Consider the following 13,762-nt stretch of genomic DNA (forward strand, 5'->3'; position numbering starts at 1 on the left):
GGTATTTAAAATTAAATGCTTAAAGAATCAAATTTCATAAAAACCATAATAGAGAAAGATATAAAAAAAAAAAAATATAATAAAATAATAACTCGTTTTCCTCCGGAGCCAAACGGATTTCTGCATTTAGGTCATGCAAGAGCTATTATAATAAATTTTGAATTAGCGAAATATTTTAATGGAATTACTTATTTAAGATATGACGATACAAATCCATATAAAGAAAAAAAAATATTCATAGACGCTATCGCTAAAGATATAAAATGGTTAAATTATAAACCTGAAAAAATTTTTTTTACTTCAGATTATTTCGAAGAAATTTTTCAAAAAGCTGTTTTGTTAATTAAAAAAAACAAAGCTTTTGTAGATGATTTAAAAGAAACAGAAATCAAAGAATATAGAGGAGATTTGAATAAACCTGGAATAAACTCTCCTTTTAGAAACAGAAGCATAGAAGAAAATCTAGATTTGTTTTATAAAATGAAATCAGGTTTTTTTAAACAAAAAGAAAAAGTTTTAAGAGCAAAAATAGATATGTCTAGTCCGAATATGAATTTCAGAGATCCTGTAATATATCGTATTTTAGATTCTTATACTATTAAACAAAAACATCATTTTATTTACCCTTCCTATGATTTTTCACATCCTTTAGCAGATTCTATTGAAAAAATTTCGCATTCTTTATGTTCTTTAGAATTTGAAGACCATAGACCCTTATATAAATGGTTTTTAAAAGAAACAGAAATGAATCATATTCCTAAACAAATAGAATTTGGACGTTTAAATATAACAAACACTTGCCTAAGCAAAAGAAGTTTAAATTTTTTAGTAGAAAATAAATTGGTTGAAGGTTGGGATGACCCCAGAATGCCAACTTTAATAGGAGCAAGAAAAAAAGGTTTACCTCCAGAAGCTATTAAAAAATTTATTTTAAATACTGGTTTGTCTAAAAATAATAGTTTTGTAGATATTAATATGTTAAATTCTTGTGTTAGAGAATTTTTGCAAAAAACAGCTAAAAAAGCGATTTCAATAATAAATCCTTTAAAAATTACAATAATTAATTATCCTGAAAATAAAACAGAAATAAGAGAAGTAGCGTTTAATGAAAATTTAAATCCTAACGAAAAAAGAAAAATATTTTTTTCAAAACATATTTATATCGAAAAAAACGATTTTGAATTAATCAAAAAAGATAAAAAATCTAAAAAACTACATTTAAACGAAGAAGTTAGATTATTATATTTTTATTTTATAAAAGCAGTTGATATTATCTATGATAAATCAGGAGAAATAAAAGAAGTGTTAGCTACATACGACATTAAAACAAAAAGTGGTAGTGGTTTTAACGAAAGAAAACCGAACGGCACTATTCATTTTTTAAACCAAAAAAATACTCAAAAAGCTATTTTTAATTTTTTCCAACCTATTTTTAATAACACTAATCCTAAAGATTTTTCTAAAGAATTTAACCATAATTCTTGGCAAAAAAAAGAAGTTTTAATAGAAAAAGAAATAAATTTAAATATAAAAAACGAAAAATTTCAATTTATTAGGAAAGGTTTTTTTCATTTAGATTTAGAAAATAAAAATTCTAAAATACCAAATTTTAACGAAATCGTACCTTTAAAAAAATTATATTAATTTTAAAAAAAAAAGAAACAAAATTTATAATTTTCATTATAAATTTTGTTTCTTTTTTTTTTTATAAATATTAAAATTTCATAAATATTAAATTTGTATATTGTAAAACAGTGGGAAGAAAATACTAGATAAAATAACTATTATATCTCCACCTAATCTTGTAGCTATTTGCGCATAAGGCATTAAATGTAAAGATTTGGAAGCTTCTAAAATAGCAATATTACCAGCTCCACCAATACTATTAGCACAAAGACCAGCAGCAATAGAGGATTGAACAGGATAATAACCTATTTTATTTCCTATAATAGCTGCAGATGTTGCAGTAATAACAACACATAAAACACATATAACTAAGAACGGAATATTATAAAAAGCATTGATAACTTTATTAATATCTATACCCGTACCAACCAATATTAAAATAGTAGGAGTAAATGTTTTTGTTATAAATGTAGAAGCTTGATTAGTACAATTAACAAAATAAGCAGGTACTATATCGCAAAATTTAAAGAATAAAACTAACAATACTAAGAAAATAATAGTAGGAGGTATATAATTTTCAATATTAAAAGGTAAACATCTTATTAAAAGATTCCTTAAAATACTACTAGTAACATATAAAACAAAAATAGAAATAAATCCAGTAGCTAAACCAGGATAAGTTATTTTACTTTCGGATTCTTGCGGATCGCCAGATTTGTTATTGGAATTAACATTTTGTTTATTAATAAACTTTTTTTCTAAACTGCCATCTGGGCTATCAAAACGAGTATTTCCTAAGAATTTTTTAATTAAACCAGCTAAAATAACACTAAAAATACCACTAATTAATAAAGCAGGTATAATATGAGATTTAAATCTTTCTTCGAAAAGAGTATTACCTTGAGAAAAAATCATAGTCAAAGGAATTATTCCACAAGTTAATCCACCACTAGCGATAGGTACAAAAATATAAAAAATAGAATTTATGAAAAAATTATAATCACTTCCTTGAACACCATTTATTCCACCAATAGGTTTAAAAAAATAACCCATTATGCCTACTGAAATACAAGAAATAATCAAAGAGATCATAACTAAAGGTAAAAATCTTTTAAAAGCTCCGTTTAACATATCTTTTTTAATATTTAAAAGACTACCTGATATTAAAGCAGAAACAAAAAATTCAGAAAATCCAATACCAGAAGAACTATTTAAAAAAGATGCTTTTGCTTTAAAAGCTTGTTGAAAATGAGTAATCCAGGAAGTTTCTGGAAAGAATTTATAATTCAACAAAAAAGCAGGCACTAATAAACATAAAATAGCACTTCCACCTATATCTTTAATAATAGGAGTTCTATCAGCTATAAATTTAAAAATAGCTGCTAAAATCATTATAAAGAATAACATAGACATAGCATTGTGCCAAAAATTATTATTAAAAGTATTTTTTTCGAAATTATAGGATAAATAAATATGAGCTATTCCTAAAAAACAAAATAACAAAATTATTGAAAATGGAAATCCTAAAATAGTATTTTTTTGTGGAGAATTTGTAATTATTTTTTCTTGTTTTTTATTACAATCATCAGTAGAACAAGATATTTTTGAACTTTTTGTTTTCATATTGTGCTAATGAAATTTCCTTTCAAGCGAAACTTAACATTTTATTTTTATATTAATAATTATAAATTGAAAAAATTTTTTTTCTAAAATTTAAAATAACTAAAAAACATTAATTTATCAAAAAACAAACAATAAATAATAAAATTAATAAACTAAAAATTATTAAAAAAATTAATTTTGTAGTTTTCTTAATAAATGAAAAACAAAATCAAAAACTGTTTTAGGATCGCGAGAAGTAATAAAATTTCCACTAGTAACAGAGCTTTTTTCTGGACAATAAAAACCATCATAAATGTATTTTTGATAACCAGGATAACAAGTAAACTTATGATTTTTAAGTAAATTTAATTTACCTAAAAAAGAAGGTGCAGCACAAATAGCTCCTATAATTTTTTCATTTTTAGCAAAATATTCAATAATGTTAAAAATTTTTTTAAGAGAAAAATCATTTTTCTCAAACAACATTTGAACATAAGGTCCTCCAGGTAAAATCAAAAAATCATATTCATCCAATTTTATTTTGTCTATATGAATATCAGCTTTAACTTGAAGTTTTTGAGAAGAAAAAACATTTAACGATTCATTTATAGTAGTACTTATAACTTCAAAATTTTCTTTTTTTAATAAAGCTCTTGTTACCAAAGCTTCGCAATCTTCAAAAAAATTATATAAAATTAATAATCCTTTTTTCATAAAAAAATACTTCATACTTATATTCAAAAAATAGTATATTAATTAAAAAATTAATGTTTTTTAAAAAAATATAATATTAAAATGAATTTTCCTTTCTTATTTATTTTTTTATAATAATAAAATTAAATTAAAAAAATTTATATTTTTTTAATAAACAGAAATTTATTATTTTTTTTAAAATTTTTAACTAATTTTATTTTCTAACAGGAAATTTTAATTTGTAATATAAATATAATTCTTCAGGATTATTCTAACATTAGTTTTTCTTTTTTTCAATGATTTTAAATTTTTATAAAACCGAATTAATTATACTAGTAACTTTTGTATTTATATCTTTCGTACTTTCTTTTTTATATTGGTCGAAATAAATAGGGTGATGAATAAATAATTCTACTTTTTTCTTACGAAACCAACATTTACCTCTCATCTCGCAAACACCCTTTAAACTAATAGGTAAAATAACAGCCTCACTCATAGTTGTTATACGAAAAGCTCCATCTAATGATTCTTTTATAAAATCACTTTTTTTATTTTTAATTCCCCCTTCATGAAAAATAACCATAGATAAACCTTGTTTAATATTTTTAGAAGCTTTAATAATATTTTTAATAGTTTCTTTTACATTATTTCTAACAATTTTCAAACAACTAGTAGATTCAAAACAAAAACTCAAAAAAAATCCTAAAAAACCTTTATATAATTCATCTTTAGGAGAAAAAGCCACTACTGTAGGGACAATAGAAGCAATAATAAAAGCATCTAAATGACTTTTGTGATTAGAATAAATAATTAATTTATTTTCTTTAGGAAATAAATGCATATTATGAACTTTAATGTTAATTCTAAAAAATCTTATAATCAATTTAGAAATACTTTTTATAACATTTTTTTTAAAAGGATGATCAACCCTTAATATTCTAATGATGAACATACAAATAAAAAAAACAAAAAATACTGTTAACCAAGCGAAAAATATACTTAAAAAAAAACGAAAAAATAATAAAAATATTTGAATAATGAAATTTTCAAATACAACGAACGGCCAAATAAAAAAAAATATAAAAGATATGCAAAAAATAAAACTAAACATTTGTCATCATTTCCTCATTCATTTTATAAATTTATTTAATTAATATTATAAAATTTTATTTTTAGTGCTAATATAAGTTATAAAAATTAAAGAATCTATAACTTTTTTTTCTTTAATAAGAAAATCATTATAATTAAAATTTGGAAAAAAAGAATCTCCTTGATATCTTCTTAAAACATGCGTCAAATACATTGTGTGTGTATATGGTAAAATAAATTTATAAATTTGACTACCACCTATAATTATAATATTTTTTTTTTTATAAAAATATTTTTGTACAAATTTTTTTAAATCATTAATAATGATTCCATCAGATAATTTATTGTTTTCAAATTTACTTAAACTAGCAATATAAACATTTTTAAAAGGAAATTTTTTATCTTTATAATATGTTTTTAAAGATTCATAAGTCCGAAAACCCATTAAAACATCTTTATTAAGAGTTTTTTGTTTAAAAAAATTAAGATCCTCTTTATAATGCCAAGGTAATTTGTTTTTATTACCTATAAGAAAATTACCATCTAAAGCAGCAATTAAACTAATCATACAGCAATATCTCCTTTTATAGGACCGTAAGAACAATAATTTTTTAACTCAAAATCTTCAAATTTAAAATCTTCTATTTTTTTAACATAAGGATTTAAAAACATAAAAGGCAAAGGTAAAGGTTTTCTTTTTAATTGCATTTGAACTTGTTTTAAATGATTAAAATAAATATGTGCATCCCCTATTGTATGACAAAACTCATGAGCTTTTAAGTTGGTAACTTGTGCTACCATCATTAATAACAAGGAATAAGAAGCAATATTAAACGGTATTCCTAAAAAAACATCTCCACTTCTTTGATATATTTGTAAAGATATATTATCCTTTTGAACAAAAAATTGCATCAAAATATGACAAGGAGGTAAAACCATTTTTTCTATTAAAGGGACATTCCAAGAAGAAATAATCAAACGTCTTGAAGTAGGATTGATTTTAATTTCTTCAATAATTTTAGATAATTGATCTACACCTGAAAAATCACGCCACTGTTTTCCATAAATAGGTCCTAAATCACCAAATTTCATTGCAAATTGTTTATCTTCTTTAATTTTTAAAATAAATTCATCTATTTTTTCATTTTTAAAAAAAGCAGATTGACTATACTTTTTATAAGGCCATTCATTCCAAATATTAACATCATTTTTTACTAAATAACGAATATTGGTATCTCCTTTAATAAACCAAATTAATTCATGAATAATTGCTTTTAAATACATTTTTTTAGTAGTTAATAAAGGAAAACCTTTTCGTAAATTAAATTTCATTTGATGACCAAATATTCTTTTAGTTCTGACTTGTGTGCGATTATCAGAATCAATTCCTTTTTTCAATATTAAAGAACATAAATTTAAATATTGTTTCATATTAAGAAATCCTTTTTTCGTTATTTTATTAATATTTTTTAAAATAAAGAAAAAAATAATTATAACAATTCATTGAAAAAAATTTTATAAAAATAAAAAAAATTAATTTTTTGTTTTATATTTATAAAATTTTTTATGGCGGAGAAAGAGGGATTCGAACCCTCGCATCTATTGATCTACACGCTTTCCAAGCGTGCCTCTTAAGCCACTTGAGTATTTCTCCAAAAATAACTATTATAAAATATTATAAAAACTAAAAATATACTTTTTTTATATTTATAAAAATATAAATATAAAAAAAGCAATAAAAAATAAAAAATTAGTTAAATATTATTATTATTTTTTTAATCTAAAAACTTCTTTAGCAATAGTAATTTCTTCGTTTGTAGGAATAACCATAATTTTAACAGATGATTCTTTAGAAGAAATTATTCTCTCTTCTCTACTTTGAGAAACATTTAATTCAGGATCCAAACTCATTCCTAAAATTTCTAAACGTTCAACAATTTTATTTCTAACGAAAGAAGAGTTTTCCCCTATTCCAGCTGTAAAAACAATAGCATCTATTCCTTTTAATAAAACATAATAACTTGAAATATAATCAACTATCCTTTTTGTTTGTATTTCAAAAGCTAAAAGAGCTTGTTTATCGTTATTTTGAGAAATCATTTTTTCTAAATCTCTTGCATCATTAGAAATACCAGAAACTCCTAATAAACCAGATTTTTTATTTAAAATATCTAAAATTTCGTCAACATTTTTATTTTCTTTTTCTGAAAGAAAAGAAATAATAGTAGGATCTATATTACCGCTTCTAGTACCCATAGGCACACCTTCTAAAGGAGTAAAACCCATAGAAGTATCAATAGATTTACCATCTTTAATAGCTGTAACAGAAACTCCATTACCTATATGACAAACAATAATTTTAAATTTTTTACTATTTAAAATTTCTTCTATTCTTTGTGAAATATAACTATAAGAAAGACCATGAAAACCATATTTTCTTATTTTATATTTTTTATAAAATTCATAAGGAATAGCATATAAAAAATTTTCTTCTGGAATATCAGAATGAAAAGTAGTATCAAAAACTCCTACCTGAAAAACTTTAGGCAAAATTTTTTTAAACAATTTTATACTTAAAAGATTAGAAGGATTATGGAGAGGAGCTAAGTTACTTATCTTTTCAATTTTCACAATATTTTCATCAGTCAATATAGCAGAACTTTTAAATATCTCTCCACCTTGAACAATCCTATGACCTATGCCTTCGATTTCTTCTAATTTATTTATAAATTTATTCTCAATTAAACTATCTAATATTATTTTAATAGCTTGTTGATGATCATTAATAAATAAAATTTTCTTTTTTTTTTTATTTTCTAAATCAAGATTAAAAATAGCATCTTTAGAACCAATTTTTTCTATTGAACCTTTGCACAATACCTTTTCTGAAGGAATTTTTAACAATTGAAATTTTAAAGAAGAACTCCCAGCATTAACAGACATTATTTTCATAAAGATTTTATTTACTCCTTCTTATAAAGAAATTTAATTTCAATAACGAATTGAAATAAAAATTTTTATTTATTTTTAATTTTTTAAAAAAAATAAAATTTTTAAACTAAATTAGTATCAAAAAAAATAAAATTTTTAAAAAATAAATTATAAAATTATGTTATTAAAATAAAATAATTAATTTAATATAAAAAAATTTTATAATTTATTTTTTTAAAAAAATTCTACAAAATATTAAAAAAATTTAAATGTTTAACAATTTGAAAACATAAAAAAAATAAAAAATATATCAAAAACTAAAAATAATGTGGAGCGGAAGAGGGGAATCGAACCCCCGTTTTATGCTTGGCAAGCACATGTAATAACCACTATACGACATCCGCACAAGTTTTTACAATTTGTATAACATATTATATTCAATATATTATATTAAAAAAAGAATAAATAAACAAAAATATTACTTAAACTTAATATTTTTTATTATATTTATATTTAATTTATTTATATTAATTTTAAATTCTTAAAATTTGAAAAATATAAATATAAAATATAACATTATAATATTAAATTTAATTTTTTTTTTATTAATTTAATATTAAATATTATTTAAGAATCTCTCTCATTGAAAAATACAAAAATAATTAAGTTTTATTTGTAAAAAAGTTTAAATAAAATAAAATACTATTCAAATATAAAGCCACAAACACTAATTAGTCTATCATAATTTATATTATGAATCTATTTTTTTTTAAAAAAAATATAAATTTTTTACATTTTCAAAAAAATTGTATCAAATATTGTTCATTTTTAAAATAAATATTATATAATTAGAAAGGTTATTAAAACTAAATAAATTTCATAAAAATAGGAGTATTTTTTATCTAATGGATCAAAAAAGTAAATCACAAAAATTTCAAGGTATTGTAAAATGGTTTAGACCTGACATAGGTTATGGTTTTATAACAAACATAAAACCTATTCAAAAAAACGATAGCGAAACTGAAACATCAGAACAAATTAACAACGAAAACAATGAACAATCAAAAGAATGGAACAATTGGGAACAAAATGATATTTTTTGTTATCACAAGTCTATAATTTCAGGCAGTAAAAACGAATACAATTCATCAAATAATATTGATAGAAATGACAGCAATTTTAAACAATTACAAAAAGGCGAAACTGTTGAATTTGTAATTAGAGAAATTAAAGGAAGACCTCAAGCTGTAGATATTATAGTAATAGAAGAAAAAAACTAATAGATATTTTTAAAATATTTATTTAAATTAATTTTAATAAAAAAAGACTTTTCAAAAGTCTTTTTTTATTAAAGAAGTTTTATATTTATAAAAAAAATGATTTTTTAAATTTTTATAAAAAAATAAAATATACAGGAGGATTTTATTTTGCAAAAATTTAGCACCGAATCAGTAACCAAGGGACATCCAGATAAAGTAGCAGACCAAATTTCGGATGCTTTATTGGATGCTTTTTTACAAAAAGATCCTGATGCGAAAATCGCTATAGAGACAGTAGTTACTAAAAAAACAGTTATTGTTTTAGGAGAAATAAAAACAAATTTCGCTATAGATAATGAAAAAATTGAATTTATAATTCAAAAAACAATAAAACAAATAGGTTACGACAAAAAAGAAGAAAATTTTTCTTATAATGATTTGAAAATTATTAATTTAATACATGAACAATCTGAAGAAATTAACAAAGTGGTTCAAAAAAAAGGAGCCGGTGATCAAGGAGTAATTTTTGGTTATGCAACCGATGAAACACCTTTATTTTTACCACTTAGTTTTTACTTAACTAGAAATTTATCACTTAAACTTACAGAATTAAGAGAAAAAAAAATTTTACCTTTTCTAAGACCAGACGGTAAAGTTCAAATAACTTTTAATTACGATAATAATAATAAAAAAATTTTATCTATAGATTCCATTATAATTTCTTCTCAACATGATAAAAATATTCAATTAACAAAAATAAAAAATGAAATTATAGATAAAATTATAAAAAAAGTAATAAATAAATCTCTAATTAATGAAAAAACTAAATTTTATATTAACCCTTCAGGTAAATTTACTAATGGAGGACCTAATGCAGATACAGGTTTAACAGGTAGAAAAATTATACAAGATGCTTACGGAAGCGAAGTTCGCCATGGTGGAGGTTGTTTCAGCGGAAAAGATCCTAGTAAAATTGATCGTTGTGCAGCTTATATGGCAAGATACTTAGCTAAAAATATTGTAGCATCAGGAATTTGTAATAAATGTGAAATTCAAATTTCTTATTCTATAGGTATAGAAAAACCTGTAGGATTGTTTATTAATACTTTCAAAACTAATAAAGTTTCAGAAAACTTAATAAAAGAAATTATTGAAAAAAATTTTGACTTAAGTCCGGAAGGTATCAAAAAAAAATTAAATTTAACAAAACCAATTTTCCAAATAACTGCCAGAGAAGGACATTTTGGCAGAAATGATGACTTATTTCCTTGGGAAAATACAAATCAAAAATTACTTTTCCAAAAATTGTTACAAAAAAATAATTAAAAATTTTAAATTTTTATACAACAAAATTATAAAAAATATAAATAAAAAAATTTTAACACAAATTAATTAAAAAAATATAAAAAGGTATTTTAAATAAATGAAAAATAAAAAATTAGTTAAAGAAGTAATTTCTAGAGAAAAAGATTTTGGTCAATGGTATTCTGATGTTTGTTTAAAATCAGAATTGATTGACTATTCTGATGTTAAAGGTTTTTTTATTTATTTACCTTACGGATATGCAATATGGGAGTTAATTCAAAAATTTTTAAACAAACATTTAAAAAAAAGCAATCACCAAAACGTTTATTTTCCTTTCTTATTGTCAGAAAATATTTTTAAAAAAGAACAAGAACACATTAAAGGTTTTTCTCCTGAAATTATTATTATTGATAAAATAGGAGAAAAACAATTACCAGAAAAATTAATCATTAGACCAACTTCTGAAGTATTATTTTCTCGTTATTATTCAAAAAAAATAACTTCTTACAGAGAACTACCTAAATTATTTAATCAATGGTGTAGTGTAATACGTTGGGAAAAATCTAATAAACCATTTTTAAGAAGTAAAGAATTCTTATGGCAAGAAGGCCATACAGCTCATGAACACAAACAAGAAGCTTTAAAAGAAAGCATTGAAATTTTAAATTTATACAAAAAATTGGGAAAAAACTTACTTGCAATTCCTTTCGTTTCTGGACAAAAAACAGAATCAGAAAAATTTAAAGGAGCAGAAGTAACTTTTTCAATAGAAGCTTTAATGTATGATAAACAAGCTTTACAAGCAGGAACTTCTCATTATTTAGGACAAAATTTTTCAAAATCTTTTCAAATAAAATTCCAAAATATAAAGGGAGAAAATAAATTTGTAGAACAAACTTCATGGGGAGTTTCAAGCAGATTAATTGGAGCTGTCATAATGATTCACGGAGACGACGAAGGATTAGTTTTACCTCCATTTATTGCGCCTATACAAATAGTAATTATTCCATTAAAATTAAAAAATTCTGAAATAATACAAAAATCAAAAAAAATATACGAAAAACTAAGTAAAAAATATAGAACCGTATTAGATGAACAAAAAAAAAATATTGGTTGGAAATTCAGCCATTATGAACTAAAAGGTGTCCCTATAAGAATAGAGATAGGACCTAAAGATTTAATGAACAAAGAAATTACAATTTTCATTAGACATAATTTTGAAAAAAAAGTTATTTTAGAACAAAATCTATTCAAAATGATTCCTAATTTATTAAAAAAAATTAATAAAGAAATGTTTGAAAAAGCTTTATCACATTTAAAAACAAATACAAAAAAAGCTAAAAATTATGAAGAATTTAAAAATTATATTAAAAACTATTCAGGATATGTAAAAATGAGTGTATTTGAAAATGAAGCAGAAGAAATCATAAAAAAAGAAACAGGCGCTACAGCAAGAGTAATATTAAAAGAAAAATTAATAACTAAAATATGTCCTGTAACTAAAAAAAAAGCTAACCAAACTATTTTATTCGCTAGAGCTTATTGAATTTATTTCTAATAAAATAAAAATGATTTATTTTTATTATTTTATTTCATTTATAATTAAAAAAATTATATTAATTAAAAATGAAAAAATATAAAAAAGAATATTTTCATAAAAAATTAGAATTTTGTTTTTTTTTCATTATATGATAAAATATATTTAGATAATAATATGTATTTTTATAATAAAAAATAAAAAAACAAAAATAATTATATTATACATAGACTTAAAACAACTAAAAGAGGAAGGTATTAAAAGAATTAATATATGAAAAATGATGATATAAGCGATTATTGTAAAAATAATAATATTATTAACCTATATTTTATACAAAAGATAAGAGGTTATGAAATCAAGTGAGCCCTGCCGTCGTTATATTAATAATTATATTTTTAATTTTATTTAATGCTTTTTTCGCTTCTATAGAAATTTCTTTAGTTTCATTAAGCGAAAATAAAATAAATCTAGAAACAAAAAAAAATAACCCAAAAGCTTTAAGAATAAAAAAAATTAAAGAAAAACCAACTAAATTTTTAACTGTTATACAAGTAATGATTCATATTTTAACTTTTTTTCAAGGTTCAATTTTAAATTCTTATTTATTTATCAAAAATAATAATTATTCTACATGGGATAAATATTTCATTGAAGCAATTGTGATTGTTTTATCGATAATTTTAGGAGAAATTATACCAAAAAGAATAGCTTTGACTTTTCCATTAGGAACAGCTAACTTATTATTAAATTTATTTACTGTAGTTTGTTTTATTACAAAACCCTTAGTTTGGTTTTTAAATTCAATCAGCAATATGATTTTATATTTATTAAGTATAGACCCTAATAAAAAAGAATCTTCAGTCGGAGAAGATGAATTAAGATATTTATTAAATTCTTCTTACCGAACAGGAATTATTGATATTAATGAAAACAACATGATACAAAATATTTTTGATTTTAATAGAACAATAGTTTCGGATATTATGCGCCATAGAAAAGAAATTGTCGCTATTAACTCAAATATTACTAAAAAAGAATTAATTTCTTTCATTTCACGAGAAAAATACACAAGATTTCCAGTATATGAAAAAAATATAGACAAAATAATTGGTATTGTTCATGTTAAAGATCTTTTTAAAGGTTTATTAGGAGAAAATAAAAAATCTAAAATAAAAGAATTTTCGTCTTCTATTGAAGATAAAAATTTTAATATAAAACAATTTCTAAGAAAAGCTCATTTTGTAATGGAATTTCAAAACATTAATGAATTATTCAAAGAAATGAAATTAAAGCAAAATCACATAGCTATTGTTGTTGATGAATATGGTGGAACTTCTGGAATAGTTACTATTGAGGACGTAATTGAAGAAATTTTAGGCGATATAAGAGATGAATATGACAAAAAAAATGTTAAAATTATTAAAATTTCTAATAAAGAATATATTATTAAAGGAACAACTCACTTATCAGAAGTAGAAGAAAATTTAAAAATAGATTTACCGATAGATGATTACGAAACATTAAGTGGTTTTTTGTTAGGACAATTAAAAAAAATGCCAGAAAATGATGAAAAAATAGAAATAATATATAATAATTGGCGATTTAAAGGATTAACTTATGATGGTTTAGTAATAACTAAAGTTAAACTTACTAAATTACCTAATTTACCTAGTATGGTTAAAAATTAAAATACTTTTTAAATTTTATATTAAAAAAT

At 21.8% G+C, this 13,762-nt stretch carries 11 protein-coding genes and 2 tRNA genes; 5 read left to right on the forward strand and 8 right to left on the reverse strand.

Annotation, left to right across the window (positions count from 1 at the left end):
• Window positions 1–15: 15 nt before the first annotated feature.
• A complete protein-coding gene (glnS, locus tag ACHMP6_RS00265; protein ID WP_412097530.1) occupies window positions 16–1,644 on the forward strand; it encodes a glutamine--tRNA ligase in 1,629 nt (542 codons plus the stop codon).
• Between the two features lie 87 nt (window positions 1,645–1,731).
• Here glnS and ACHMP6_RS00270 read toward each other — a convergent pair whose 3' ends face one another.
• The 8 genes from ACHMP6_RS00270 to ACHMP6_RS00305 form a co-directional block, all read right to left on the reverse strand.
• Complete coding sequence (locus tag ACHMP6_RS00270) at window positions 1,732–3,249, reverse strand: 2-hydroxycarboxylate transporter family protein (RefSeq protein ID WP_412097531.1); 1,518 nt, start codon at window positions 3,247–3,249, stop codon at window positions 1,732–1,734.
• 171 nt (window positions 3,250–3,420) lie between these two features.
• A complete protein-coding gene (locus tag ACHMP6_RS00275; protein ID WP_412097532.1) occupies window positions 3,421–3,942 on the reverse strand; it encodes a DJ-1/PfpI family protein in 522 nt (173 codons plus the stop codon).
• Between the two features lie 289 nt (window positions 3,943–4,231).
• A complete protein-coding gene (locus ACHMP6_RS00280; protein WP_412097533.1) occupies window positions 4,232–4,804 on the reverse strand; it encodes a lysophospholipid acyltransferase family protein in 573 nt (190 codons plus the stop codon).
• A gap of 273 nt (window positions 4,805–5,077) precedes the next feature.
• Window positions 5,078–5,578: a dihydrofolate reductase gene (locus tag ACHMP6_RS00285; RefSeq protein WP_412097534.1), complete on the reverse strand. Its 501-nt coding sequence runs from the start codon at window positions 5,576–5,578 to the stop codon at window positions 5,078–5,080.
• A complete protein-coding gene (locus ACHMP6_RS00290; RefSeq protein WP_412097535.1) occupies window positions 5,575–6,441 on the reverse strand; it encodes a thymidylate synthase in 867 nt (288 codons plus the stop codon). The genes ACHMP6_RS00285 and ACHMP6_RS00290 overlap by 4 nt, the downstream gene beginning before the upstream one ends.
• A 136-nt stretch (window positions 6,442–6,577) precedes the next feature.
• Window positions 6,578–6,664 (reverse strand) — tRNA-Ser (locus ACHMP6_RS00295).
• Between the two features lie 113 nt (window positions 6,665–6,777).
• A complete protein-coding gene (locus ACHMP6_RS00300; protein ID WP_412097536.1) occupies window positions 6,778–7,962 on the reverse strand; it encodes an acetate kinase in 1,185 nt (394 codons plus the stop codon).
• Between the two features lie 308 nt (window positions 7,963–8,270).
• Window positions 8,271–8,345: transfer RNA gene (locus tag ACHMP6_RS00305), tRNA-Gly, on the reverse strand.
• 501 nt (window positions 8,346–8,846) lie between these two features.
• Between ACHMP6_RS00305 and ACHMP6_RS00310 the strand changes: the two genes are divergently transcribed.
• The 4 genes from ACHMP6_RS00310 (at window position 8,847) to ACHMP6_RS00325 (ending at window position 13,733) form a co-directional block, all read left to right on the forward strand.
• Entirely contained in the window at window positions 8,847–9,221 is a 375-nt protein-coding gene (locus tag ACHMP6_RS00310; protein ID WP_412097537.1) for a cold shock domain-containing protein, read from the forward strand.
• Between the two features lie 147 nt (window positions 9,222–9,368).
• Window positions 9,369–10,526 (forward strand): methionine adenosyltransferase, encoded by a 1,158-nt coding sequence (gene metK / locus ACHMP6_RS00315; RefSeq protein WP_412097538.1) that lies wholly within the window; start codon window positions 9,369–9,371, stop codon window positions 10,524–10,526.
• Window positions 10,527–10,623: 97 nt separating this feature from the next.
• Window positions 10,624–12,051 (forward strand): proline--tRNA ligase, encoded by a 1,428-nt coding sequence (gene proS, locus ACHMP6_RS00320; protein WP_412097539.1) that lies wholly within the window; start codon window positions 10,624–10,626, stop codon window positions 12,049–12,051.
• A 353-nt stretch (window positions 12,052–12,404) separates the two neighbouring features.
• Window positions 12,405–13,733, forward strand: a complete 1,329-nt coding sequence (locus ACHMP6_RS00325; RefSeq protein ID WP_412097540.1) for a hemolysin family protein — start codon at window positions 12,405–12,407, stop codon at window positions 13,731–13,733.
• Window positions 13,734–13,762: the final 29 nt, after the last annotated feature.

This window comes from Candidatus Phytoplasma palmae (genome assembly GCF_046896035.1).
Lineage (GTDB): Bacteria > Bacillota_I > Bacilli_A > Acholeplasmatales > Acholeplasmataceae > Phytoplasma > Phytoplasma palmae.